Source organism: Rhodococcus sp. OK611, assembly GCF_003050885.1.
Taxonomy (GTDB): Bacteria; Actinomycetota; Actinomycetes; order Mycobacteriales; family Mycobacteriaceae; genus Rhodococcus_G; species Rhodococcus_G oryzae.
Map to the genome: position 1 here is coordinate 142593 of NZ_QAOZ01000011.1, position 23267 is coordinate 165859.

At 70.3% G+C, this 23267-nt stretch carries 26 protein-coding genes and 1 tRNA gene; 14 read left to right on the top strand and 13 right to left on the bottom strand.

Features of this window, described 5'->3' with window-relative positions; all coding sequences use genetic code 11:
- Window positions 1-91: 91 nt before the first annotated feature.
- The 3 genes from C8K38_RS15400 to C8K38_RS15410 form a co-directional block, all read right to left on the bottom strand.
- Window positions 92-1201 carry a bifunctional RNase H/acid phosphatase gene (locus C8K38_RS15400; RefSeq protein WP_097212212.1) on the bottom strand — a complete coding sequence of 370 codons (1110 nt, stop codon included), beginning with the start codon at window positions 1199-1201 and terminating at the stop codon, window positions 92-94.
- A gap of 53 nt (window positions 1202-1254) precedes the next feature.
- The gene (locus C8K38_RS15405; RefSeq protein WP_097212099.1) at window positions 1255-1992 is read right to left on the bottom strand and encodes a zinc ribbon domain-containing protein; all 738 of its coding nucleotides are present in this window, start codon (window positions 1990-1992) and stop codon (window positions 1255-1257) included.
- Window positions 1993-2081: 89 nt separating this feature from the next.
- Window positions 2082-2786 (bottom strand): TetR/AcrR family transcriptional regulator, encoded by a 705-nt coding sequence (locus C8K38_RS15410; RefSeq protein ID WP_179800569.1) that lies wholly within the window; start codon window positions 2784-2786, stop codon window positions 2082-2084.
- Between the two features lie 125 nt (window positions 2787-2911).
- Here C8K38_RS15410 and C8K38_RS15415 point away from each other — a divergent pair, with 125 nt between their 5' ends.
- Window positions 2912-4138: an FAD-dependent monooxygenase gene (locus C8K38_RS15415; RefSeq protein ID WP_097212211.1), complete on the top strand. Its 1227-nt coding sequence runs from the start codon at window positions 2912-2914 to the stop codon at window positions 4136-4138.
- A gap of 69 nt (window positions 4139-4207) precedes the next feature.
- Here the strand turns inward: C8K38_RS15415 and C8K38_RS15420 are convergent, their stop codons facing one another.
- Both C8K38_RS15420 and cobC read right to left on the bottom strand, forming a co-directional pair.
- The gene (locus tag C8K38_RS15420) at window positions 4208-5341 is read right to left on the bottom strand and encodes a Nif3-like dinuclear metal center hexameric protein (protein WP_179800568.1); all 1134 of its coding nucleotides are present in this window, start codon (window positions 5339-5341) and stop codon (window positions 4208-4210) included.
- Window positions 5338-6372, bottom strand: coding sequence for an Rv2231c family pyridoxal phosphate-dependent protein CobC (gene cobC, locus C8K38_RS15425; protein WP_097212096.1), 1035 nt, complete (start codon window positions 6370-6372; stop codon window positions 5338-5340). The genes C8K38_RS15420 and cobC overlap by 4 nt, the downstream gene beginning before the upstream one ends.
- A gap of 55 nt (window positions 6373-6427) precedes the next feature.
- Between cobC and C8K38_RS15430 the strand changes: the two genes are divergently transcribed.
- From C8K38_RS15430 to C8K38_RS15440, 3 genes are read left to right on the top strand one after another with little or no spacing between them, the layout of a single operon-like run.
- The gene (locus tag C8K38_RS15430) at window positions 6428-7099 is read left to right on the top strand and encodes an HAD hydrolase-like protein (RefSeq protein ID WP_097212210.1); all 672 of its coding nucleotides are present in this window, start codon (window positions 6428-6430) and stop codon (window positions 7097-7099) included.
- Window positions 7086-7556, top strand: a complete 471-nt coding sequence (locus C8K38_RS15435) for a low molecular weight protein-tyrosine-phosphatase (protein WP_097212095.1) — start codon at window positions 7086-7088, stop codon at window positions 7554-7556. The genes C8K38_RS15430 and C8K38_RS15435 overlap by 14 nt, the downstream gene beginning before the upstream one ends.
- Window positions 7557-7606: 50 nt before the next feature.
- Window positions 7607-8521, top strand: a complete 915-nt coding sequence (locus C8K38_RS15440) for an SURF1 family cytochrome oxidase biogenesis protein (RefSeq protein WP_097212209.1) — start codon at window positions 7607-7609, stop codon at window positions 8519-8521.
- On the opposite strand, the gene C8K38_RS15445 is transcribed toward C8K38_RS15440, so the two are convergent.
- Complete coding sequence (locus C8K38_RS15445; protein ID WP_097212094.1) at window positions 8447-9442, bottom strand: cobalamin biosynthesis protein; 996 nt, start codon at window positions 9440-9442, stop codon at window positions 8447-8449. The genes C8K38_RS15440 and C8K38_RS15445 overlap by 75 nt on opposite strands.
- Window positions 9443-9488: 46 nt before the next feature.
- On the opposite strand from C8K38_RS15445, the gene C8K38_RS15450 reads away from it, so the two are divergent.
- The 4 genes from C8K38_RS15450 (at window position 9489) to C8K38_RS15465 (ending at window position 12544) form a co-directional block, all read left to right on the top strand.
- Window positions 9489-9845, top strand: a complete 357-nt coding sequence (locus tag C8K38_RS15450) for a DUF5655 domain-containing protein (RefSeq protein WP_097212093.1) — start codon at window positions 9489-9491, stop codon at window positions 9843-9845.
- A gap of 116 nt (window positions 9846-9961) precedes the next feature.
- A complete protein-coding gene (locus C8K38_RS15455) occupies window positions 9962-10654 on the top strand; it encodes an ABC transporter ATP-binding protein (protein WP_179800567.1) in 693 nt (230 codons plus the stop codon).
- Window positions 10651-11958, top strand: a complete 1308-nt coding sequence (locus C8K38_RS15460; protein ID WP_097212091.1) for an FtsX-like permease family protein — start codon at window positions 10651-10653, stop codon at window positions 11956-11958. The genes C8K38_RS15455 and C8K38_RS15460 overlap by 4 nt, the downstream gene beginning before the upstream one ends.
- 10 nt (window positions 11959-11968) lie before the next feature.
- Window positions 11969-12544 carry a thermonuclease family protein gene (locus C8K38_RS15465; protein WP_097212090.1) on the top strand — a complete coding sequence of 192 codons (576 nt, stop codon included), beginning with the start codon at window positions 11969-11971 and terminating at the stop codon, window positions 12542-12544.
- Between the two features lie 4 nt (window positions 12545-12548).
- Here the strand turns inward: C8K38_RS15465 and C8K38_RS27175 are convergent, their stop codons facing one another.
- Window positions 12549-12713: a hypothetical protein gene (locus C8K38_RS27175; protein ID WP_156042353.1), complete on the bottom strand. Its 165-nt coding sequence runs from the start codon at window positions 12711-12713 to the stop codon at window positions 12549-12551.
- A gap of 108 nt (window positions 12714-12821) precedes the next feature.
- Between C8K38_RS27175 and C8K38_RS15470 the strand changes: the two genes are divergently transcribed.
- Window positions 12822-13526, top strand: a complete 705-nt coding sequence (locus tag C8K38_RS15470) for an excalibur calcium-binding domain-containing protein (protein ID WP_097212089.1) — start codon at window positions 12822-12824, stop codon at window positions 13524-13526.
- Between the two features lie 89 nt (window positions 13527-13615).
- Here the strand turns inward: C8K38_RS15470 and C8K38_RS27990 are convergent, their stop codons facing one another.
- Window positions 13616-14086: an acyltransferase gene (locus C8K38_RS27990; protein ID WP_097212088.1), complete on the bottom strand. Its 471-nt coding sequence runs from the start codon at window positions 14084-14086 to the stop codon at window positions 13616-13618.
- A 155-nt stretch (window positions 14087-14241) separates the two neighbouring features.
- On the opposite strand from C8K38_RS27990, the gene C8K38_RS15480 reads away from it, so the two are divergent.
- On the top strand, window positions 14242-14499 hold the full coding sequence (locus tag C8K38_RS15480; RefSeq protein ID WP_097212087.1) for a type II toxin-antitoxin system Phd/YefM family antitoxin: 258 nt from the start codon (window positions 14242-14244) through the stop codon (window positions 14497-14499).
- Window positions 14500-14515: 16 nt separating this feature from the next.
- On the opposite strand, the gene C8K38_RS15485 is transcribed toward C8K38_RS15480, so the two are convergent.
- Window positions 14516-14974 (bottom strand): DUF5994 family protein, encoded by a 459-nt coding sequence (locus tag C8K38_RS15485; protein WP_245220970.1) that lies wholly within the window; start codon window positions 14972-14974, stop codon window positions 14516-14518.
- Complete coding sequence (locus tag C8K38_RS15490) at window positions 14971-15420, bottom strand: DUF5994 family protein (protein WP_373560256.1); 450 nt, start codon at window positions 15418-15420, stop codon at window positions 14971-14973. The genes C8K38_RS15485 and C8K38_RS15490 overlap by 4 nt, the downstream gene beginning before the upstream one ends.
- A 735-nt stretch (window positions 15421-16155) precedes the next feature.
- Here C8K38_RS15490 and C8K38_RS15495 point away from each other — a divergent pair.
- Together C8K38_RS15495 and C8K38_RS15500 are read left to right on the top strand one after the other, a co-directional pair.
- On the top strand, window positions 16156-16974 hold the full coding sequence (locus C8K38_RS15495) for a transglycosylase domain-containing protein (protein WP_099459052.1): 819 nt from the start codon (window positions 16156-16158) through the stop codon (window positions 16972-16974).
- Window positions 16975-17076: 102 nt separating this feature from the next.
- Window positions 17077-17490, top strand: a complete 414-nt coding sequence (locus C8K38_RS15500; protein ID WP_097212085.1) for a hypothetical protein — start codon at window positions 17077-17079, stop codon at window positions 17488-17490.
- Between the two features lie 115 nt (window positions 17491-17605).
- Here the strand turns inward: C8K38_RS15500 and C8K38_RS15505 are convergent.
- The 3 genes from C8K38_RS15505 to C8K38_RS15515 all read right to left on the bottom strand — a co-directional run bounded on the left by C8K38_RS15505 (window position 17606) and on the right by C8K38_RS15515 (window position 18620).
- Window positions 17606-17677 (bottom strand) — tRNA-Val (locus C8K38_RS15505).
- Window positions 17678-17707: 30 nt separating this feature from the next.
- A complete protein-coding gene (locus C8K38_RS15510) occupies window positions 17708-18172 on the bottom strand; it encodes a peroxiredoxin (RefSeq protein ID WP_097212084.1) in 465 nt (154 codons plus the stop codon).
- A gap of 25 nt (window positions 18173-18197) precedes the next feature.
- On the bottom strand, window positions 18198-18620 hold the full coding sequence (locus tag C8K38_RS15515; protein ID WP_097212206.1) for a DUF3052 domain-containing protein: 423 nt from the start codon (window positions 18618-18620) through the stop codon (window positions 18198-18200).
- 238 nt (window positions 18621-18858) lie between these two features.
- Between C8K38_RS15515 and aceE the strand changes: the two genes are divergently transcribed.
- Together aceE and C8K38_RS15525 are read left to right on the top strand one after the other, a co-directional pair.
- Window positions 18859-21723, top strand: coding sequence for a pyruvate dehydrogenase (acetyl-transferring), homodimeric type (gene aceE / locus C8K38_RS15520; RefSeq protein ID WP_179800566.1), 2865 nt, complete (start codon window positions 18859-18861; stop codon window positions 21721-21723).
- Between the two features lie 111 nt (window positions 21724-21834).
- Window positions 21835-23151: a PucR family transcriptional regulator gene (locus tag C8K38_RS15525; RefSeq protein WP_097212083.1), complete on the top strand. Its 1317-nt coding sequence runs from the start codon at window positions 21835-21837 to the stop codon at window positions 23149-23151.
- Window positions 23152-23267 lie beyond the last annotated feature (116 nt).

A 23267-nucleotide genomic window follows, 5' to 3' on the forward strand; every position in this document is an offset into this window, starting at 1 on the left:
CATGTTACTCCCGCTAAGAAACGCGCTTCGCGCCGGTGAGTGATTTGCACCCCGACCGGGGCACAAATCACTCACGGGCGGCGCGGCCGCACTAGAGGTGCGAGGTGTCGTTGACGAGGCGCACCGAGGCGCCACCGTCGGGGTAGAACTCGGCGATGGACAGCGAAGCCAGATCCAGGTGCAGCCGGTAGAGCAGCGACGGCCCGACATCGAGCGCCATCTGCAGCAGGGTCTTGATGGGCGTGACGTGCGAGACGAGCAGCAGGTTCGCGCCGGGGAACTCGGCCACGAGGTCGTCGCGCGCACGCTCGATCCGAGCCCGCACCTCGTCGAAGCTCTCGCCGCCGGGCGGCCGGACGGAGGTGTCGGAGATCCACCGGCGGTGCAGCTCGGGGTCGCGCGCGGACGCCTCCCCGAAGGTCAGCCCCTCCCAGTCACCGAAATTCGTCTCGATCAGACCCTCGTGGACCCGGACCGGCAGCGACAGCTCGGCGGCCACCGCCTCTGCCGTCTGCCGCGCCCGCCCCAGCGGCGACGACAGGACCGCCGTGATGCCGCCGCGTTCGCCGATCCGCTTCGCCGCCGCGCGGGCCTGCGCCAGACCGAGATCGGTCAGCTCCGGGTTGCCACGGCCCGAGTAGCGGCGCTCGACCGACAGCGCGGTCTGCCCGTGCCGCAGCAGCAGCATCCTGGTCGGCTTCCCGAGCGCGCCGGTCCATCCCGGTGACACCGGGGCGGACTCCTGCTTCTCGGTCGTCGCGGCGACCACCGCCGGGGCGGGGGCCGTCAGGTTCGTCGGCTGCCCGTCCATGGCCTCGTTCGCGAGCTTGTCGGCGTGCGAGTTCTCGGCCCGCGGGATCCACGTGTAGTCCACCCGGTCGAAACCGGCGGCCAGTTCGCCCGCCTGCCGGGCGAGCGGCTTCATGTCCGGATGCTTGACCTGCCAGCGCCCGGACATCTGCTCGACGACCAGCTTCGAGTCCATCCGCACCGACACCGACCGGGCGCCGAGCTCCGCGGCGGCCGTCAGCCCCGCGATCAGCCCGCGGTACTCGGCGACGTTGTTGGTCGCGATGCCGATGGACTCGCCACGCTCGGCCAGCACCCGGTCGTGGTCGGAGTCGAAGACGACCGCGCCGTAGCCGGCCGGTCCCGGGTTCCCCCGCGAGCCGCCGTCCGCCTCGACGAAGACGTGGCCAATGGCGCGCCCCCCAGGCTCAGGGGCGGAGCCCGCGGAGCGACCCGAAGGCACAGTCACAGACCGGATTCCTTGGTACGCACCATGATCGCGTTGCACTCGGGGCAGCGGATCAGCGTCTCCGGATCAGCCTTGGCGATGCGGGAGATCTCACCGCGGTCGATCTCGATCCGGCACGCGCCGCACCGGCGGGCCTGCAGCAACGCGGCGCCTGCGCCGCCGGCGGACCGCTGACGGTCGTAGATGGCCAGCAGGTCGGCCGGGAACTCTGGCTCGAGCGCGGCCCGGTCGCTCACGCATCTCTGCTCGGCCGCGTCGAGGTCGGCGGCAGCGTCGTCGCGGCGACGGCTGGCGTCGATGAGGGCGTCGTCGATCTGGCTCAGCTGCGCGCCCGCGTGCTCGTAGTCCGACTGCGAGGCCTCGCGGCGCTCCATCACCTCGAGCAGTTCGTCCTCGAGGATCGACTGCCTGCGCTCGAGGCTGCCGAGTTCGTGCTCCAGCTCGGTGAGCTGCTTGGCGCCGACGGTGCCGCTCTGCAGCAGCTTCCGATCGCGCTCCTCGCGCTGGCGGACGGCGTCCACCTCGCCCTCGAGCTTCTTGATGTCCCGATCCAGGTCGTCGAGGACGATCTCCACCGCGACCGCGGCGTCCTTGCGCGCCACGCGGTCGGACTCGAGGCGCTGCACCTCTTCCTGCTCGGGCAGCGTCCGGCGGCGGTGCGCGATCCTCGCCAGCTCGGTATCCACCGCGGCGAGGTCGAGCAGCTTGGCCTGAATCCGGGGTTCGACGTTCACGCGGGCGGGCTCCTGCTTGTGCTGAGTGGGGATATTGGCCCCGCTACCGTACCGCTCTGCGGGGCACTGCCAGTACCGCTACGCAGCGGTCACCGCGCCCGCCCGACGAATGCCTCGATTCCGTCGAGGACGCACCGCAGTCCGAGTTCGAGCCCGACCCGGTCCCCCGGCTCGAATCCGCCGCCGTCGATGGACTCGATCAACGCCGGATAGTCGTCGCGGCGCCGATCGACGATCGCGGAGACCGAACCGAGCCACTCGGCGCGCCACTGCTCGGACACCGCGTCGGGCATCGCCGCCTGACCGGCGACGCCGCGCACGTGCCCGAGGAGCAGCAGGAACAGTTGGTGGACATCGCGGTGCTCGAGCCCGGTCTCGGCGAAGGCCCGCAGCGCGGAGTCCATCCAGCCGAGCTGGTTCGGCCCCATCACCCCCTCACCGCCGGTCGACGCGAGCAGCCAGGGGCGCCGCACGAACAGGCGATGCAGCTCGCGCGCCCAGGCCTCCAGCCGCGGCCGCCACCCACCCTCGACGCCGCTCAGATCGGGCGGGGCGCCGATCGCCTCGTCCAGCATCAGCGTGAGCAGCGTCGCCTTGTCGGGGACGTAGCGGTACAGCGAGGTGGTGGTGAAACCGAACTCGGCTGCCACGCGCTGCAGCGACACCGCCTCGAGCCCATTCGCGTCGGCGATACCGACGGCGGCCGCGACCACCTCGCGGACGCTCAGGCTCGGGCGCCGCCCCCGGCGCGCGGGTTCCTCGTCCCGCCACAACAGCTCGAATGCCGACGTCATGCGCTTCTCCTCCGTTGCCGCAACGGTCCGCGATTGACCGCGAACCAAAACTGTGTATAACCTACACTCAATCGTGAACGGCATTCACAGTGAATGCGATTCACAACAACTATATGGAGGCACCCATGATCGAGTCGACAACGGCACGCCGCGGCAACGTCCTCATCTCCGGGGCCAGCCTGGCCGGCCCGGCGCTGGCCTTCTGGCTGCACCGCTTCGGGTTCTCCGCCACCGTCGTCGAGCGCGCGCCGCGGCTGCGCGAGGGCGGTCAGGCGGTCGACTTCCGCGGTGCGGCGCACCTGCAGATGCTCACCCGAATGGGCCTCCTCGACGAGATCCGCGAGCTCCGGACGCCGGAGGGCCGACTGAACGTCATCGACGGCGACGGCCGGACATTGGCCAGCCTGCCGCCCGAGTTCACCGGAGGCGACGTCGAGATCCAGCGCGGCGACCTCGCCCAGCTGCTGTTCGACAAGACCGAAGACCACACCGAGTACGTCTTCGGCGACTCGATCACCGGACTCACCGACACCGCCGAGGGCGTGCACGTCACCTTCGAGCGCGGCGCCCCGCGCACCTTCGACCTGGTGATCGGCGCCGACGGTCTGCACTCGAACGTCCGCAAGCTGACCTTCGGGGACGAGTCCCGGTTCCTCACCCAGTCCGGCTACTACGTCGCGATCTTCAACGCGCCCAACAGCATCGGGCTCGGCGACGACAGCGTCCTCTACAACGAGCCGGGCGTGGGTGTGATGGCGTACGGCACCAGGGGCGGCGACGAGTGCGAGGTCATGTGCCTGTTCGAGTCGGCACCGATCGACTACGACCACCGCGACATCGACCAGCAGAAGCGGATCCTCGCCGACGTCATGGCGGGCGTCGGCTGGCAGACGCCGACCCTGATGCGCGAGCTCGAGTCCGCGACGAGCTTCTACTTCGACTCGATCAGTGTCGTCGAGATGGACCGCTACAGCGAGGGCCGGATCGCCCTGATCGGGGACGCCGGCTACGGCGCCACCTGCGGCGGGATGGGCGCGGGCATGTCCCTGATCAGCGCCTACGTGCTGGCCGCCGAGCTGGCCGCCGCCGACGGCGACCATCGCGCCGCGTTCGCGCGATACGAGGAGCAGATCCGCGGCTACGCGACGGCCTGCCAGAAGGTCGCCAAGGGCGCCGGCCCCACCCTCGCCCCGCCGACCGCGAAGAAGCTCGGCCAGCGCAACCGGATGTTCAGGGTGCTGACCTTCGGCCCGCTGAGCAGGCTGCTGGCCTGGATGTCCACCAGGGCCGCGAACGCCATCGACGTCGGCCGCTACGAGAGCGTGCCCGAGCGGGTGCCGGCGACGAGCTAGCGCCGGATCACGGCGACCGCTAGCAGGAACCCAGCGGCGGGCCGCTAGCAGGAACCCAGCGGCGGGCCGCTAGCAGGAACCCAGCGTCCACGGGTCGGTGCGGACCGCGGACACGGCGCTGGCCCATCCGGGGGTCCCGGCGAACCGGGCGTCGAGCACTCCCCTTGCCTGGTCGCACCAGGGGAACTCGCTGGCCCAGTGCGCGACGTCGACCAGCGCCGGGCCGCCCGCGCGCAGGTGCTCGTCCGCGGGGTGATGACGCAGATCGGCCGTCACGTAGGCGTCTACCCCGCGGGCCGCGGTGACACCGAGCAGCGAGTCGCCGGATCCGCCGCACACCGCCACCGTCCGCACCGGCGCCTCGGGGTCCCCCGCCGCGCGCACCCCCCAGGTGGTCTCGGGCAGCGCGGCCCGCACCCGGGCGGTGAACTGGCGCAACGTCTCCGGCGCCGCCAGCTCACCGATCCGGCCGATGCCCCGCGGCGACCCGGTGTCCGCCAGCTCCAGGATGTCGAAGGCAGGCTCCTCGTAGGGGTGGGCACCGCGCAGCGCGCCGAGCACCCGGCGTCGCAGCGACCGCCTGGCCACCACCTCCACCCGATCCTCGGCCACCCGCTCGAGCCGGCTGACCTCGCCGAGCGCCGGCTTCGCGGCCGCACCCGGCAGGAACTGCCCGGTGCCGGTGACCGTCCAGCTGCAGTCGCGATAGTCGCCGACCTCGCCGGCCCCGGCATCGAACAGCGCCCTGCGCACGGCGTCGGTCTCCGTGGTGGGGACCATCACCACCCACTTGTCGAGCGGCTCTGACGGCGCCGGGTCCAGCGGGCCGGTCACCGTCAGCCCCAGTGCCCGCGCCAGCGCGTCGGACACCCCGGGGTCGGCGGAATCGGCGTTGGTGTGCGCGGTGTACAGCGCGCAGCCGGACCGGATCAGCCGGTGCACCAGCGCGCCCTTCGGGGTGTGCGCGCCGACGGTGTCCACCCCGCGCAGCAGCAGCGGATGGTGCACCAGCAGCAGCTGCGCGCCCCAGGCCAGCGCCTCCTCGACCACCGACTCGGTGGCGTCGACGGCGATCAGCACCCGGTTCACCTCATCGGCGGGGTCGCCGCACACCAGGCCGACGGAGTCCCAGCTTGCGGCAAGCGCGGGCGGATAGGCCCGCTCCAGCGCCTCGATCACCTCGGCCAGCCGAACAGCCATCACAGCACCTCTCTCATCGCGTCGACCAACACCCTCGCCTGGGCGGCCTCCCGGACCGCGACCCGCAGGTGGTCGGGGCCGAGGCCGGGGAACGTGTCGCAGCGGCGGACCGCGATCCCCTTGTCCCGCAGGCGCGTCCGCACCGCCTCGCCGTCCGGGACCCGCAGCAGCAGGAACGGCCCCCGCGCAGGCCCGTGCACGGCGACGCCCGCCTCGGTCAGCATCGCCACCATCTCCGCGCGCTCGGCTTCGATCACGTCGGCCTCGCGGCGCGCCCACGCGACGGCGTCCGGCTCGCTGCACGCCCGGATCGCCTCCACCTGCAGGCTGCCCAGCGGCCAGTGCGCCCGCCCGACCTGCAGGCGGGCCAGCAACTCCGGCGGGCCGAGCACGTAGCCGCACCGCAGCCCCGCCAGCGCGAACGTCTTGGTCAGGCTGCGCAGGACCAGCACGTCGGGCAGGGACATGCCTGCCAGCGACTCCGGCTCGCCGGGCACGGCGTCCGCGAACGCCTCGTCGACGACCACGATCCGGCCGGGCCTGCGCAGCGCCAGGATGTCCGCGGCGGGGTGCAGCACCGACGTCGGGTTGGTCGGGTTGCCGATCACCACCAGGTCCGCACCCTCGGGGACGGCGGCCGGGTCGAGCCGGTACGGCTCGTCGAGCATCACCGTCTCGACCGCGACGCCCGCCTCCCGCAGCGCCCACTCGGGCTCGGTGAACGAGGGGTGGATCAGCGCCGCCCGCGCGGGCGCGAGGCGCGGCAGCATGGCGAACCCCTCGGCGCCGCCCGAGAGCAGCAGTACCTCGTCGCGGCAGCGGCCGTGCCGCGACGCGACCTGGTCCCGCGCGGCCTCCTCCGTCGCGACCTCCGGGTATCGACCCAGCGTTCCCAGCGCGTCGACCAGTCGTTGCCGCAGCCAGTCGGGCGGCCCGTCGCCGCGCACGTTGACGGCGAAGTCGAGCAGTCCGGGTTCGGCGTCGATGTCGCCGTGATGCCGCAGGTCGGTCCACTGCGGGGAGCGGGTGTCCACGAAGGGAGTTTATGGCGGTCGCATCGCCGTGCCGGACAACGGGCAGGATGGAGCCGTGAGCCCCAGCGTGACACTCTTCGACCTCGACGGCACCCTCACCGATTCGGCGCCCGGCATCGTGGCCGGCTTCCGGCACGCGCTGGCCGCGGTCGGTGCCCCCGAACCCGACGGCGACGTCCTCGACCGCATCGTCGGGCCGCCGATGGTGGACACCCTGCGCTCGCTCGGGCTCGACGAGGCGACCACCCAGCGCGCCCTGGCCAGCTACTTCGAGCGCTACGACGAGATCGGCTGGGCGGAGAACGCGGTGTTCGACGGCATCGGCGACCTGCTCACCGCCGCCGCGAGCCGCGGGTCCCGGCTGGCGGTCGCGACGTCGAAGTCGGAACGGTTCGCGCGCCGGATCCTCGAGCACTTCGCGCTCGCCGGGCACTTCGAGGTGATCGCCGGGGCCTCCGACGACGGCACCGCGCGGCGCGCGAAGGTCGACGTGATCGAGCACGCGCTGCGCGGACTCGGCATCGAACCGATCGACGCGGGGCGCGGCGGCACCCCCGATGTGGTGATGGTCGGCGACCGCGAACACGACGTGCACGGCGCCGCGCACTGGGGCATCCCGACGGTGTTCGTCGGCTGGGGCTACGGCTCCGCCGCGGAGGCCGAGGGCGCCCGCTGGTCGGTGGACACGGTCGACGAACTCGGGAGGGTCCTCGATGCAGCCCGTTGACCTCCACATCACCTTCGTCTGCACCGGCAACATCTGCCGGTCCCCGATGGCCGAGAAGATCCTGCTCGGGCACCTGCGCGAGGCGGGCCTCGACGCGCGGGTCCGGGTGTCGAGCGCGGGCACCGGCGACTGGCACGTCGGGCACGAGGCCGACCACCGCACCAACGCGGTGCTGCGCGGTCACGGCTACCCCACCGGACACCGGGCCGCGCAGGTCGACCGGGACCACCTCGACGCCGACCTGGTCGTCGCGCTCGACACCGGGCACGACCGCGCGCTGGCGCATCTCGGGGTGCCCGCGGAACGGCGGCGGCTACTGCGCAGCTTCGACCCGGACGCGGACGGCGACTCGGTGCCGGACCCGTACTACGGCGACCGCGCCGACTTCGAGCTCGTGCGCGAGCAGATCGAGGCCGCAGTGCCCGGACTGCTCCAGTGGGTGCGCGAGCAGCGCTGAATCGGACACCGGTCGACCGGGCGGGTCGGCGCGGCAAGTACCGTGGAACCGTGCGAAGGCTGAAGTTTCTGCTGCGTCCGGGCTGGTTGGCGCTGGCCGCCGTTGTCGCCGGGTTCGCCTTCATGTGCTTCACCGTGCTCGCCCCGTGGCAGCTCGGCAAGAACACCGACACCGAGCACCGCAACAAGCTCATCGAGGAGTCGAGCAACGCCGAGCCGGTGACCGTGGAGTCGATCCTGCCCGAGTCCGGACCGCTCGCCCGGGACGACGAGTGGCGCCAGGTGACCGTGACCGGCAGCTATCTGCCCGGCAGCGACGTCCTGATCCGGCTGCGCTCGATCGAGGATTCACCCGCCTACGAGGTGATCACCCCGATGCGGCTGACCGACGGCCGGATCGTCCTGGTCAACCGCGGGTACGCCCGCCCAGAGCAGGGCGCGGTGCCGCCGTCGTTCGCGCCCGCCCCCACCGACCAGGTGACGGTGACCGCGCGGGCCCGCGTCTCCGAGGGCACCGTGCCGGGCAAGGACCCGATCCGGGAGAACGGCTACGAGCAGGTCTACTTCATCGACGCAGGCCAGATCGGTTCGGTGCTCGGCCTCGAGCCCGCCGACGCCTACTTCCAGCTCGTCCCCGACCAGCCGGGCGGCCTGAAGCCGATCCCGCTGCCGCAGCTCGATGCCGGCCCGTACCTGTCGTACGGGCTGCAGTGGCTGGCGTTCGGGATCATGGCCCCGCTCGGGCTGATCTACTTCGCGCGCGCCGAGATCCGCGAACGCCGCCGCTCCCGCGCGCCGGAGCCCGCGGCGACCCCCGCCGCCACGGCGCCTGCCACCGAACCCACCGCGGCCACCGACGACATCACGCTGCCGCGGCGCCGATTCAGCCGTTCACCGCAGCCGGAGCCCGCGGCGATGACCGCGACGGAGGCGAAGCTCGCCGATCGCTACGGCAAGCGCCGCTGACCCGAGCGCGGCCCCGATCTGCACCGCGGACGAGAGTCGCACCACCCTCCGCAGGTCCGCGGTCGCGGGCGGCGGACCGTCGCCGAGCGTGGGCCGCTCCTCGATGCCGTGCGGATACTCGGTGCGGCCGCCCAGCCGGACCCCGAGCGCGCCCGCCATCGACGCCTCGGCGACACCGGCGTTCGGGCTGGGATGCGCCGCCGCGTCCCGACGCCACGCCGTCGCCGCGGCGGCAGGCGAACCGCCGACGACAGGCGCGGTGAGCACGGCTAGCAGGCCGGTCACGCGGGCAGGCGCGAGATTCACCAGGTCGTCGAGCCGGGCCGCGGCCCAGCCGAAGCTCAGGTACCGCTCCGAGCGGTAGCCGATCATCGCGTCGAGGGTGTTGATCGCCCGGTAGCCGAGTGCGCCGGGGGCGCCCGCGACGGCCGCCCAGAACAGCGGCCCGACGGTGGCGTCTGAGGTGTTCTCGGCGACCGATTCGACCGTCGCCCTGGTCAGACCCTCGGCGTCGAGGGAGTCCGGATCGCGCCCGCACAGCGACGGGATGAGCGCGCGGGCCCCGGCGAGGTCGCCGCCCTCGACACGCGCGGCCATGTCCGAGCCGACGCGGACAAGGGAGGTGCCGCCGAGCGCGGTCCAGGTCGCGGCGGCGGTGATCGCGGTCTCCCCCGCCCAGCCCAGCCTGCGCCCGAACCGCACGGCGACCAGGGTCACGCCCGCGACCGCGCCGACCAGGACCGCGGTGTGCACGGCGCCCGCCGGGCGGTGATCGGAGTAGGTGCGCCGTTCGAGGAGCGCCGCGGCCTGACCGAAGCCGGCCACCGGGTGCCACCGCACGGGGTCGGCCAGTGCCCGATCCGCCGCGTACCCGAGCAGGATCCCGGCCGCCCTCGCCGTCGCGCGGCCGTTGAAGTTCACGCCGGTATTTCTATCAACCGCACCGACCGCCGACTACCGTCGACCCATGACCGGTGACGTCGACGAGTACGCCGCGGGCCTCGACGACGCCGCGGTGGAGTTGCTGTACCTGTTCCGGGACCGGGTGCTCGCGCTCGGTGACGTCGACGAGCGAGTGCACCCGAGCGAGGTCGCCTGGGCCCGCTCCCGGGTGTTCGCCGCCGCATTCATCGTCTCGTCGAGGCTGGAGGTGGCGATCGACCTGTTGCGACGCGTCGAGCATCCGCGGCTTCGCGAGTCGTTCGCGACGACCAAGAAGGTCTGGACCCATCGCATGTTCTTCACCGCCGCCGACCAGATCGACGACGTGATCGGCGAGTTGCTCGCAGAGGCCTTCGACACCGTGGGTCCCGGCACCCGCTGACCTTGCGTCGTCAGGGTGATCTCCGGGTCGGGTCATACCTGGGAATGACCCGACGGTACCGAGAATCGGGCCGCGGGCCGATGCCAGGGACCCCGCTCGTCGACGACGGTGGAGACATGACCATCCCGACCCCGCCACCCGTACTGTCCGTGCACGCCCTAGGCAAGTCCTTCGGGCCGACCCCCGTGCTCCGCGATGTCAGCCTGGAGCTGCAGGCCGGCACCGCGACCGCGATCATGGGCCCGTCGGGGTCGGGCAAGTCGACGCTGCTGCACTGCATGTCGGGGATCGTCAAGCCGGACTCGGGCGCGGTGTTGCTCGCCGGGCAGCACATCCAGAACCTCGGCGAGAACGACCGCAGCCGCCTCCGGCGCGAGGCCTTCGGCTTCGTCTTCCAGTCCGGTCAACTGCTCCCGGAACTGCCCGCGATCGAGAACGTCGCGTTGCCGCTGATCCTCAACGGCGCCTCCATCCGCGACGCCAAGGCCACCGCGAACACCTTCTTCGCGCCGCTCGGGCTGGACGGTCTGCAGGACCGTCGGCCGGGCCAGATGTCCGGCGGACAGTCGCAGCGGGTGGCGATCGCCCGGGCCCTGGCGACCAAACCCTCTGTGCTGTTCGCGGACGAGCCGACCGGCGCGCTGGACGCGCAGACCAGCTGGGAGGTGATGCGCCTGCTACGGGAGTCGGCACAGCAGATCGGGTCCGCCCTCGTGGTGGTCACCCACGACCTCGAGGTGGCCCGCTGGTGTGATCGCACGCTGGTGATGCAGGCCGGTTCCCTCGCCGCGCAGCAGGTGGCGGCATGAGCGCCACCGCTCGCGTCGCCCTGCTGACGGTGCGCGGCGAGGGCCGAAAGGCGATCAGTACCTACGCCCTTCCGGTCACCGCCTTCGCCGCCTCCACCGCGCTGCTGCTCACGGTCCTCGGCGGGTACGGCGCCTTCGACGGCCGCTCCGGCGAGCCGGAGGCGCAGACGTACCTCACCCTCGCGGGCGTGGCCTCGGTCCTCATGGTGGTACCCGCCGTGACGCTCGGCCTCGCCGCGGCACGACTCGGCGCGCGCCGTCGGGACGAGCGGCTCGCCGCGCTGCGGCTGATCGGGGCCACCCCGCGCCAGATTGTCGCCCTCTGCTCGGCCGAATCCGGTGCGCAGGGTCTGGTCGGCGCACTGATCGGCGTGGTCGGCTACCTCGCCGCGATGCCGCTGGTCGCGCAGCTGCGGTTCCAGGGGCGCACCTTCGACGTCGCCGAGCTCTGGGTCGGCACCCTGCCGTTGCTCGGGGTCGTGCTCGGGATGACGGCGCTGGCCGCACTCACCTCGATGCTCGGCATGCGCCAGGTGTTCGTCAGCCCGCTCGGCGTGGCGCAGGGCAATCCCCGACCCGCCCCCAAGGCGCTCATCGCCGCGCTCGCCGTCGCGGTTCTGTTCGGGTGGACCGCCGTCGGCGGCGGCATGCCCGGCATCGCGGCGCTACTGATCGGGCTCGCGGTCTGCTTCGGCATCGTCGCCCTGATCGGACCGTTCGTGATTTCGCTGCTGGGCCGCGTCATGCTCGCCCGCTCGACGGACGCCGCCTCGCTGATCGCCGCACGCCGGGTGCTCGACAACCCGAAATCCGTGTGGCGCACCGTCAGCGGCGTCACGATGGCCAGCTTCGTCGCCGCAGGCACCTCTCTGCTGGCCGCGATCGGCAACGGCGAGGGCCACGAACCGGCGCCGGGTCAGGAGTTCATCTTCGCGGACCTGCGGACCGGCGTGCTGTTCACCCTCGGCGCGACCTTCGCGCTCGCCGCGATCTCCTCGGCGCTCACGCAGGTGTCCACCATCCTGGACAACCGGCAGCTCTACCGCAGCCTGGCCCTGGCGGGCACCCCGCCCGAGGTGATGGACCGGGCCCGCATGCGGCAGGTCCGCACCCCGGTGGTGGTGATGGCGCTGGCAGGCGCGGCCTGCGCGTTGCTGTTCCTGTTCCCTCTCGTCGGCGCCGTCATCGTGACCACCCCGATGTCCCTGGTGCAGCTCGGCGTCACGCTGGCGGCGGGCATCGCCCTGGTGCTGGCCAGCGCGCTCGTGGCGCGACCGGTGATGCGCCGGGTGCTCGCCGATTAGGCTCGGACCGATGAACGCCCCTGCGCCCCGGCGAAAGTGGGTCCTCGCCCTGGGCGCGGGGGCCGTCCTCGCGGTGGGGGTGGCGCTGGCGGCGGCGGACCGCTGGACGGCCACCGAGCCCGTCGCTCGGGCCGACCCGCGCGCGATGACGATCGAGTACGTCTACGACGGCGACACGGTCCGGGTGCGCGACGTCGACGGGGAGCTGACCGTCCGGGTGCTGGGCATCGACACCCCCGAGACGGTGAAGGCGGGATACACCGTCGGATGCTGGGGACCCGAGTCCACCGCTTACGCCCGCTCCACGCTCGACGGCGCCGCGGTGCAGGTCACGATCGATCCCCGTGCGGACGCCGTCGACGACTACGGCCGTACCCTCGCCCACCTGACACTGCCCGACGGCTCCGACTACGGGACCGCCGCCGTCCGGGCTGGGATGGCCAAGGCGTATGTCCACGGTCGCAGCACCGGTCTGCTGACCGAGGACATCGCGCGGGCCGAGGGCGAGGCACGAGCCGCGGGCGCGGGACTGTGGGGGCCGCCCTGCGAAGGGCGCACGGATTCGGTCCCGCTGGAAGGTAATTGACCGGTCAGCCGCTGCGACGGATCCGGGCGAGGGCGCCCGCGGCGATGACGAGCCACAGCAGTCCGAGCGCGATGGTCCAGCCGACGCTCTCCAGCCGGGCCGCGGCAAGCCCGAGGCCGAAGGCCAGCACCGCGAGCCCGACCAGCGTCAGCACCGCACCCATCTTCATCGGTCAAGCGTACGTCGGCGAACGGTCACGGGCCGGGGGAATGTCGATGCCGCCCACCCCGTCTGATACTCATTGCGGGCACACATCCCAAAAGGAGTATCACCACCCATGACGAACCCCGGCGGACCCCCTCCCGGCTGGTACCCCGATCCCGAGCCGAGCGGAGCCGCGGAATTCCAGCGGTACTGGAACGGCGACGAGTGGACCTTGACAACGCGCCCCGTACCGCCGGATTCGACCGCCACCACCCTCATCCCGGTCATCCCGGCCGAGCCGGAGCCCGAACCGGAGCCGGAGCCCGCGGCGAAAAAGAAGTCGAAGACCGTCCCGCTCCTTGCGGCCGGTGCCGTCGCGGTGGCGGTGCTCGCCGTCACGGCAGGCGTCATGGGCTCGGCGACGAGCGAACCCGCCTCCTCCCCCACCATCTCGAGGACCGTGCCCACGACGACGGCACGCCCGTCCACGCCCGCACCCACGCCCGCCCGCTCTTCGGCGGTGCCCGCGCCCGTGAAGCCGGCGCCGCTGGTCGAGATGCCGAAGCCGACGACCTACGTCGCGCCCGCCCCCCTCACCACCCGTCCGCCCGGCGCCGCACCCGCGCCCGCCTACGTTCCGGATACCTCGGAACGGAGGCCCACTCCGCCGCCGGTGATCACGAAGCCGCAGCCGCTCGTCGAGGCACCCTCGGCGGCTCCGTACTACAAGAACTGCAAACAAGCCCGGCAAGCCGGTGCTGCACCCATCTCGATCGGCGAGCCGGGATATCGGTCCGAACTCGACGGTGACAGCGACGGCGTCGCCTGCGACAAGTAGAGAGGGGCGGGGCGGCGTGAGCGCGCCGCCCCTCGGTTTCGCGGACCGCGGGGCGCACGAAACGCAAAGCCGCGTGCGGGAATCCGCGATCAGGCGGGCAGGTCCCGCACCCGCCGCGCCGGATTCCCCGCGTACAGTCCGTTCGGCTCGCAGTCCTTGGTCACCACCGCGCCCGCGCCGATCATGCAGCCGGGCCCGATGGAGACGCCGGGCAGGATCGTCGCCCGCGCACCGATCCAGCAGCCGTCGCCGACGACAATCGGCAGGTCGTAGACGCGACCACCACGCCCATCCGCAGGGCCCATCTCGTGGGTACTGGTGATGAACGCGACCTGGTGCCCCACCGCGACCTGCCTGCCGAGCGTGATCGGCGCGGTGCCGTCGAAGAACACCCCCCGATTCACGAAGGTGCCCACCCCCATCCGGATGTCCTTGCCGCCGAAATGGCATCCCGCGTAGATCCCGGCGCCCCACACCTTGGCGCCACCGGCGAGCAACAGCAGGATGCGCAGCCACACAGGGACGAGCCGCCAGGACTGGATGATGTTGATCAGACGCACACCGTGACCCTAGTCCGCGCGATAAACGCGGCATTTCGAACGTCGGATCCAGAATTTTGGGAGTGTCCGGGGCATAGAAATGCGTTCAACCCCACCACGTGGTGGCAGGATTCACGAGTCAGATCCGTCGGGAATGGAGATGCGCTGTGGCCGCAATGAAGGTGAAGACCGCGAGGAAGCGACTGAAGAAGTTGATCCGGAGGGCAAACGATGAGTCCGCCGCGATCGAGATCGGCGGCAAGCACGGCAGCGCCGTCCTGATCTCACGGTCCCACTACGAAGCCCTCCGTGAGACCTCGTACCTGCTGCGGTCGCCGGATCTGCTCGAGAGCCTGCGCCGCGCGGGTGCCCGCGAGCGGCTCCTCGACGACCTCTACGGCGCGCCCGCCGAACGCACCGATCAGATCGCCTGACTGGCCGGCGACGACGTCACACCTCGGATGCACCCACGGCAAGCCGCATCGCCGCATAGGCACCGTCCGCCTCGGTGTCCGGCGGGACGACCAGCAACGCCAGCCGTGACCCATCGGTCCCGAACAGGTACATGACGTTCTGTGGCTGACCGTCCACTGGGCCGCAGACGAGCACTCCATCGTGTCGATCGAGGCCGCGTTGCGTGACACTGCGCGGATTCCAAGCGAAGGCAACCCGGGCTGTGCGACCGAGATGTGTTGCGACAGCGCTGATCACGTCATGCAATTCCAACGTCAGGTTCGTCGTCCGCGGCCACCACGCGCCGTCGACCAGGCCGGCAGGCGCGCCTCGAGCCCGAAGGAGGATGCGCGATGTGCGGGTTGCCGGCTCAAAGGGCTGGAGGCCATCGGTCTCGTGCAGTCGCGAACCCATGTCGAAGTGATTCCCGACGCTTCGGACCCCGTCGCGCATCATGGTCGACGCACCTTCCCAGCCCCACCTTCCGAATCCCAGCGATTCTGGGCGGCAAGCTGGGACGCCTCGCGTACCCCGACCATCAACAGGTCGTCCGCCGTGGTCGCACTGTTCGGCTTGGCGGCGGTCATCATGGTCGCGTGCGCGTAGTCGGGCTCTGTGTAGGGCGGGACCACCAGCAGCGCCATCCTCTTCCTGTTCGCGCCGACGACGTACAGGGTGTTGACCGGCTGAAATGGGTAGCCGTCCAATCGAACTTCGTGTCCCCCACTGCGGATCCATGCGGGCGCCTTCGCCCACCCGTTTATGTTGTAGACCACTCGGTCGATCCGGCCGAGGCGAATGGCGAGCACCGCCAGTAGCCCGGGGACTTCGGTGGCCAAGTCGGGTGACCTGGGCCACCACGCTCCATCGACGAACCCCCGGGCTGCACGCCGTGGCTTCAACCGCAGCCGCAGCGTTGGTATCCGCCGCGCATGGGGTTGACGGGCATCGCGATGACCCAGGGACGGGCTCGTGTGATTCAGCGTCACGACTGACGCTCCTGCCTTGGCCGCGAACCGGCCAGGTTCATTCCAATCGGAGACGACGCGATCGAAAATGCCGCGTTCGAGGTGCATCCGATACACCCGATGCTACGCCCGCGCTCGCCTCGGCCCCTCAGCACGGAACCAGCAGAAGCTCACAATTGACAACCTGATTGTTTCGGTAACCTTTAGGTGTGTTCACGAGATACGCGCGGTGCGCCGCTGAGGGCCATGTCGAAGGCGAGCAGCGTGCGGCCCTCAGGGTGCCTGCGGACCGAAGCTTCGTCCAGCACGGGTTGACCGTCACGGACGGGAACTGAGGCGCGTTCACGCCCTCCACGCACCATGAACAAACGACTCGGCGACAGCCGGAACCGTCCGATTCCCCGACCCCAGCCTCGGTACAGTGCCGCGACATCGCGGCGGCCGTGGCCGGCACTCCCGCGTGATACCCCGCGGCCGGACAACCTTGCGCCGTACGGGCCACCTCCCCAGTCGAGTTGGAAGTACCAACGAGCGAAGCCGCAGGCTCCGATCTGGCCGCCGCCTCCGCTGCCTCCGACTCCGACGCCTCCGCTCCCGCCTACGCCGGAACTCCCCGACGGCACGGCACCCCCGTCCAGGAAGCCCGCCTGGCGCCGGTGGACGAAGTGGATGGTGATCGGATTCGTCGTATGGCTCGTGGTGACGCCCGTGATCTACCGCGTGTGGACGCCGCCGCGCACGATGTTCATGCTGACCGACAGCGCGCCGGGCGACACGGTCTTCCAGGAAGTCTCGCTCGACCACATCAGCAGGCACTACATCGCGTCCGTGCTCGCCCACGAGGACGCCGAGCTCGGCACGCGCATGGGCCCGTTCCACATGAGCGACTTCATCGATCGGACCGAGACTTATCTCGAGTCCGGTGAGGATCTCTCCGGCTCGACCATCCCCCAGCAGCTGGTGAAGAACATGTTCCTCATCCGAGGCGAGTGGGTCGGAACCAGGGTCTTCCGCAAGGGCGTGGAGGCCGTGCTGTCCTGGCCCTTCAACCTGATGGGCGATCAGCGGCAGCTCGAGCTGTACCTGAACTACGCCCAGTTCGGGCCGAACCTGTACGGCGTCTGCTCCGCCAGCTGGTACTACTTCAACCGCCCGCCATGGGACAGCAACTCTTGGGACGCAGCAACATTGGCCGGCCTCCTGCCGCTCGGCGAGGACGCCCGACGGGCGCCGGGTGGTGGCGTCGACGTCGAGAGCGACGGGACGTGGCTGGTGGCCAGCACCGTCGCCAATGCCAGGAACAAGGTGCCGCAGCGGATCAGCGAGATGGGCGGCTGGGAGGGCGCGGTCGCGACGGTGGGCATCACCGACTCGGCTGGCGACCATCCGCCGCTCGGCGCCCCGAAGAGCTGCTCCGTGATGCCCCAGAGCGTCGCCGATCGACTCGCGGCCGAGGACGCCTGGTGGAGTCCGCAGTACGGCGGCTGACCGCTATCCGAAAGCAGGAGAACTGCCGGCTTTCATGACCGGATCATCACGAAGCCTTTAACGTGTCCTGGTTCACTCCAAAAACCCACGAGGAGAACCACAGTGCGTAGATCCGCAGGAGTCGTCGGCGCCGCCATCGCCGCCGCCGGCCTCACCATCGGCACCGCAGGCGTCGCCAGCGCGCTCCCGGTGAGCATTCCCGGCACCACCGACCACGCCTACGTGGCCGGTGTCGACGTGGAGCCGGGGTCGTACTACTCCCGCTTCACCGGCACCGCCTGCCAATTCGCCCTCACCCAGTCCGGCGAAACCGAGCCGAGCCTCGAAGGCATCAGTGCCAGCACCGAGTACCGGATCGTCGACCTGGACGCCGGCGACCGGCTCGACTCTGTCGGCTGCACAACCTGGCACCGACAGGGGAACCCCCTCGGCTCGGCCGGGTCGACGGACTTCGGTCTCCTCAGTGTGCTCGGCGTGGACGACTTCATCTTCGACAACCTCCCGCTGGGATCCTGACCGACCGGATCCGGTCCACGCTCCACCAGACGGAACAAGCCCCCCGCCTCGTCGAGGCGGGGGGCTTCTTCGGTGTCCGACAGCGAGATTGACGACTCGCCTGTCAGCACTGCGGTGGGCGCGGAGGGTTTCGAACCCCCGACCGCTGGTGTGTAAAACCAGAGCTCTACCACTGAGCTACACGCCCGGAATCCGACGGTTTCCCGCCGAATTGCACTCAGGAATCTAGCGCGGCGAGCGCGTTCTCCCAAGCTGCCTGGTCACGGGCCTCTCCGGGGCCGTTCATCTCGGCGAACCGGATGTAGCCCTCCTTGTCCACGACGAAGGTTCCGCGGTTCGCGAACCCGGCCTTGTCGTTGAACACGTCGTAGGCCTGAGCCACCGCACCGTGCGGCCAGAAGTCCGACAGCAACGGGAAGGTGTACCCCTGCTCCGCCGCCCAGATCTTGTGCGTGGGCGGCGGACCGACGGAGACCGCGAGCACCGCGGCGTCGTCGTTCTCGAACTTCGGCAGACCGTCCCGGACCTTGCAGAGTTCACCCTGACAGGTACCGGTGAAGGCGAGCGGATAGAACACGATCAGGACGTTCTTCTTGCCCCGGTAGTCCGAGAGCGAGACTTCCTGGTTGTTCTGGTCCTTGAGGGTGAAATCGGGAGCGATCGCACCGACGTCGAGAGGCATGGGGGTTCCTTCTGCAGTAGTGCGATCAGCGCTTGGCCGGGCGGGCCTTCGGCTGCACCAGCCGACTGCCGCTCCACAGGCCGAGGTTCGCCGCCGAGGTCTGGGTCAGACCCGCCGTCGGTGCCGATTCGGCGATCTCGCTTGGCTCGACATGGCCAGGTTGTCCGGTCTTGGGGCTGAGGACCCACACGAAACCCTCGTCGGCCAGGGGGCCGATCGCGTCCATGAGTGCGTCGACGAGGTCTCCGTCGCCGTCCCGCCACCACAGCAGGACCACGTCGATCACCTCATCCGAATCCTCGTCGAGGAGCTCCCCACCGATGGTCTCCTCCACGGATGCGCGCAGCGCATCGTCGGTGTCCTCGTCCCAACCCAGTTCCTGAACAACCATGTCATTGGTGATGCCGAGTTTCTGGGCATAGTTCTGGGCGTCCGCCGCGGCGACCACGGTGGTGTCCTCCTTTTGTTGTCGGGGCTGAACCTCCAGCACCCGGTCCGTGTGGATCAGTAGTGAAAGCGAACAGGTTGAACGGCTCTTGCGCAAGCCGACGCCACCGAAAAACCGAACAAAGATTTTGTGACGTAGCAGATTGTGACTCGCCGTCGACCCTCGCCGGGCGATACGGCAGGATTGAGCCAGATCACCATCACGCGTAAAGCGGACCGCCGTCACACAGGCGATTCGCATGGATTGGGCGCCGCACCGAGCGTCCTCCCCGATGAAGGAGAGTCATACGTTGTCCGAGCCCACCCAGGACCAATTCTCGCCAGCGCAGCAGCCCGCACCCAGCGGCGACGGCCGCGTCCGCGTGATTCGTGAGGGGGTGGCCTCATATCTCCCCGACATCGATCCCGACGAGACAACCGAGTGGTTGGACAGCTTCGACGGCCTGTTGCAGAACTCGGGACCGGCGCGCGCCCGCTATCTGATGCTGCGCCTGCTCGAGCGTGCGGGCGAGAATCGGGTATCCATCCCCGCGCTGACCTCCACCGATTACGTGAACACCATTCCGACCGAGAACGAGCCGTGGTTCCCCGGCGACGAGGAGGTCGAGCGTCGCTACCGCGCCTGGATCCGCTGGAACGCCGCGGTCATGGTGCACCGCGCGCAGCGCCCCGGTGTCGGCGTCGGCGGCCACATCTCCACCTACGCGTCCTCCGCTGCCCTCTACGAGGTCGGGTTCAACCACTTCTTCCGCGGCAAGGACCACCCCGGCGGCGGCGACCAGATCTTCATCCAGGGTCACGCCTCCCCCGGCATCTACGCCCGCGCCTTCCTCGAGGGCCGGATCCCGGCCGAGCAGATGGATGGCTTCCGCCAGGAGCACAGCCACGCGGACGCAGGCGGCGGGCTGCCGTCGTACCCGCACCCGCGGCTGCTGCCCGACTTCTGGGAGTTCCCCACGGTGTCGATGGGCCTCGGCCCGATGAACGCCATCTATCAGGCCCGGTTCAACCACTACCTGCACGATCGCGGCATCAAGGACACCGCCGACCAGCACGTCTGGGCCTTCCTCGGCGACGGCGAGATGGACGAACCGGAGTCGCGTGGCCTGGCGCACGTGGCCGCCACCGAGGGCCTCGACAACCTCACGTTCGTGGTCAACTGCAACCTGCAGCGCCTCGACGGCCCGGTCCGCGGCAACGGCAAGATCATCCAGGAGTTGGAGTCGTTCTTCCGCGGCGCCGGCTGGAACGTCATCAAGGTCGTCTGGGGCCGCGAGTGGGACGCGCTGCTGCACGCCGACAAGGACGGCGCGCTGGTCAACCTGATGAACACCACCCCCGACGGCGACTACCAGACCTACAAGGCCAACGACGGCGGATACGTCCGCGAGCACTTCTTCGGTCGCGACCCCCGCACCAAGGAACTGGTCAAGGACCTGTCCGACCAGGACATCTGGAACCTCAAGCGCGGCGGGCACGACTACCGCAAGATCCACGCGGCCTACGCGGCCGCGCTGCAGCACAAGGGCCAGCCGACGGTCATCCTGGCGCACACCATCAAGGGCTACACCCTCGGCAAGCACTTCGAGGGCCGCAACGCGACCCACCAGATGAAGAAGCTGACCCTCGACGACCTCAAGGCGTTCCGCGACCTGCAGCGGATCCCGATCTCCGACGCCGAGCTGGAGAAGGACCCGTACCTGCCGCCGTACTACCACCCCGGCGCGGACGCCCCCGAGATCCAGTACATGCTCGACCGTCGCAAGCAGCTGGGCGGGTTCCTGCCCTCGCGCCGCACGGACGTCGCGCCGCTGGCACTGCCCGAGGACAAGACATACGACTCGCTGCGGAAGGGCTCCGGCAAGCAGGAGATCGCCACCACCATGGCGCTCGTGCGGGTCCTCAAGGAGCTGCTCCGCGACAAGGAGATCGGCAAGCGGATCGTGCCGATCATCCCCGACGAGGCCCGCACGTTCGGCATGGACTCGTGGTTCCCGTCGCTGAAGATCTACAACCGCAACGGCCAGCTGTACACCTCGGTCGACGCCGACCTGATGCTCGCCTACAAGGAGAGCTCGATCGGCCAGATCCTGCACGAGGGCATCAACGAGGCCGGCTCCACCGCCTCGTTCACCGCGGTCGGCACCTCCTACGCCACCCACGGCGAGCCGATGATCCCGCTCTACATCTTCTACTCGATGTTCGGCTTCCAGCGGACCGGTGACGGACTCTGGGCGGCCGCCGACCAGATGGCCCGCGGTTTCGTGCTCGGCGCCACGGCGGGCCGGACCACGCTCACGGGCGAGGGCCTCCAGCACGCCGACGGGCACTCGCTGCTGCTGGCGTCGACGAACCCCGCCGCGGTGACCTACGACCCGGCGTTCTCGTACGAGATCGCGCACATCGTCAAGGACGGCCTGCGCCGGATGTACGGCGGCACGCCCGGCGAGGACGGGTTCGGCGGCGAGAACATCTTCTACTACCTGACCATCTACAACGAGCCGTACGTGCAGCCCGCCGAGCCGGAGGACCTCGACGTCGAGGGCCTGCTCAAGGGCATCTACCTGTACAGCAAGAGCACGGGCACCGGACCCCGCGCGCAGATCCTGGTCTCCGGCGTCGCGATGCCGGAGGGCATGCGCGCCCAGCAGCTGCTCGCCGAGGACTGGGGCGTCGCGGCGGACGTGTGGTCGGTGACGTCGTGGGGCGAGCTGCGCCGCGACGGCGTCGAGTGCGAGCGACAGGCGCTGCGGAACCCGCAGGCCACCGCCGCCGTGCCGTACGTGTCCACCGCGCTGGCAGGCGCCGAGGGCCCGTTCGTGGCGGCCTCGGACTGGATGCGGGCGGTCCCGGACCAGATCCGGCAGTGGGTGCCCGGCGCGTACACCACGCTCGGCACCGACGGGTTCGGCTTCTCCGACACCCGGACCGCGGCAAGGCGCTACTTCAACGTCGACGCCGAGTCGATCGTGGTCGCGGCGCTGGCCGGCCTCGCCAAGGAGGGCAAGCTCGAACACAACACCCCGGCGGCGGCCGCCCGGCACTACCGGATCGACGACGTCCTGGCGGCGCCGAAGTCGCTGAAGGACCCCGGCAGCGCCTGACGACTATCTGTGCACGAGCGTTTATAGACACCTGACAAATCAGGCGCCCGGGAAGCGCGCAATTCGCGCCCCCGGGCGCCTGAGGTCACGGTGGGCGTAAGTTTCGAGACTATGGGCGAGCAGAAACCCCCACTGGACGGCTCCGCCGACGACGGGACACAGGCGGCGGCCGTGCCGGTTTTCGGCAGGCAGCGTCAGCCCCGCGACCCCCTGCCCGACGCACTGCTGCGGCGGGTCAAGCAGTTCTCCGGCCGGCTCTCCACCGAGGCGATCACCTCGATGCAGGACCAGCTCCCGTTCGTCGGCGACCTCGACGCCGACCAGCGCGCGAGCGTGCAGCTGCTCGTGCAGACCGCGGTGGTCAACTTCCTCGAGTGGCTCAAGGACCCCGAGGGCGACATCCGTTTCAGCATGGAGGCCTTCCAGGTCATCCCCCAGGACCTGGCCCGCAGGCTGACCCTGCGCCAGACCGTCGACATGGTGCGCGTGGCGATGGAGTTCTTCGAGCAGTGGCTGCCCGCACTGGCCAGGAACGAGCAACAGCTCATCGCCCTGACCGAGGCAGTGCTGCGCTACGGCCGCGAGCTCGGGTTCGCCGCCGCCTCCGTCTATGCCAGCGCCGCCGAGTCCCGCGGCGCGTGGGACACCCGCCTGGAGGCCCTCGTGGTGGACGCGGTGGTCCGCGGCGACACCGGCTCCGACATGCTTTCCCGCGCAGCGACACTCAACTGGGACGCGACCGCGCCCGCGACCGTCCTCGTCGGCACCCCGCCGCCCGAACAGGGCGTGTCGGTGGTCAGCACTGTTCACTCGATCGCGCAGAAGCACGGGCGGGCCGCGCTCGCCGTCGTGCAGGGCTCCCGGCTGGTGATGGTGGTCAGCGGCGACATGCAGGACCCGTACGACGATCAGTTCATGACGGACCTCCTCACCAACTTCTCCGACGGCCCGGTGGTGATCGGGCCGACCACCCGCACCCTCAGCGCCGCGCACTTCAGCGCGGTGGAGGCCCTGGCCGGCATGGAGGCGGTGGCCGGCTGGCGGGGCGCCCCGCGGCCGGTCCACGCCGGTGAACTGCTGCCCGAGCGGGCCCTGCTCGGTGACCGGGCGGCCCTCGATTCGCTCATCGATCTGCTCGTGCGACCGCTGGCCGCCGCGGGGTCGGCGCTGACCGACACCCTCGAGACCTATCTCGACTGTGGCGCCGCCGTTGAGACCTGTGCCCGCAAACTGTTCGTGCACCCCAACACTGTCCGGTATCGACTTAAAAGGATCAGCGAGATCACCGGCCGAGACCCCATGAACCCGCGCGACGCGTACGTGCTCAGGGTCGCGTCAACGGTGGGTCGTTTGGCTCAGGCCAGTCACGAAACAACGCATCCAGTCACACCAATCACATTCTTCACAAACCGTGCGATCGACTTGTAACGTTCCGCCGTCCACTTCCGATGCGAGTTCCCCACATGCGATTTTGTGGGAACCCTACAAAACACTTGTCCAAGGTTGATGGTCAAAAACATCACCCACATGCCGCTGGACAGTGT

Bases quoted from the DNA above. Each gene is read 5' to 3' on its own strand.
- C8K38_RS15435 (WP_097212095.1), top strand. From the start codon at position 7,086: ATGCAGCCCGTTGACCTCCACATCACCTTCGTCTGCACCGGCAACATC.
- C8K38_RS15525 (WP_097212083.1), top strand. From the start codon at position 21,835: ATGGGCGAGCAGAAACCCCCACTGGACGGCTCCGCCGACGACGGGACA.
- C8K38_RS15510 (WP_097212084.1), bottom strand. From the start codon at position 18,172: ATGCCTCTCGACGTCGGTGCGATCGCTCCCGATTTCACCCTCAAGGAC.
- C8K38_RS15465 (WP_097212090.1), top strand. From the start codon at position 11,969: ATGAACGCCCCTGCGCCCCGGCGAAAGTGGGTCCTCGCCCTGGGCGCG.
- C8K38_RS15455 (WP_179800567.1), top strand. From the start codon at position 9,962: ATGACCATCCCGACCCCGCCACCCGTACTGTCCGTGCACGCCCTAGGC.
- aceE (WP_179800566.1), top strand. From the start codon at position 18,859: ATGGATTGGGCGCCGCACCGAGCGTCCTCCCCGATGAAGGAGAGTCAT.
- C8K38_RS15485 (WP_245220970.1), bottom strand. From the start codon at position 14,974: ATGATGCGCGACGGGGTCCGAAGCGTCGGGAATCACTTCGACATGGGT.
- C8K38_RS15480 (WP_097212087.1), top strand. From the start codon at position 14,242: ATGAAGGTGAAGACCGCGAGGAAGCGACTGAAGAAGTTGATCCGGAGG.
- C8K38_RS15470 (WP_097212089.1), top strand. From the start codon at position 12,822: ATGACGAACCCCGGCGGACCCCCTCCCGGCTGGTACCCCGATCCCGAG.
- C8K38_RS15450 (WP_097212093.1), top strand. From the start codon at position 9,489: ATGACCGGTGACGTCGACGAGTACGCCGCGGGCCTCGACGACGCCGCG.
- C8K38_RS15410 (WP_179800569.1), bottom strand. From the start codon at position 2,786: ATGACGTCGGCATTCGAGCTGTTGTGGCGGGACGAGGAACCCGCGCGC.
- C8K38_RS15415 (WP_097212211.1), top strand. From the start codon at position 2,912: ATGATCGAGTCGACAACGGCACGCCGCGGCAACGTCCTCATCTCCGGG.
- C8K38_RS27175 (WP_156042353.1), bottom strand. From the start codon at position 12,713: ATGAAGATGGGTGCGGTGCTGACGCTGGTCGGGCTCGCGGTGCTGGCC.
- C8K38_RS15495 (WP_099459052.1), top strand. From the start codon at position 16,156: ATGGTGATCGGATTCGTCGTATGGCTCGTGGTGACGCCCGTGATCTAC.
- C8K38_RS15460 (WP_097212091.1), top strand. From the start codon at position 10,651: ATGAGCGCCACCGCTCGCGTCGCCCTGCTGACGGTGCGCGGCGAGGGC.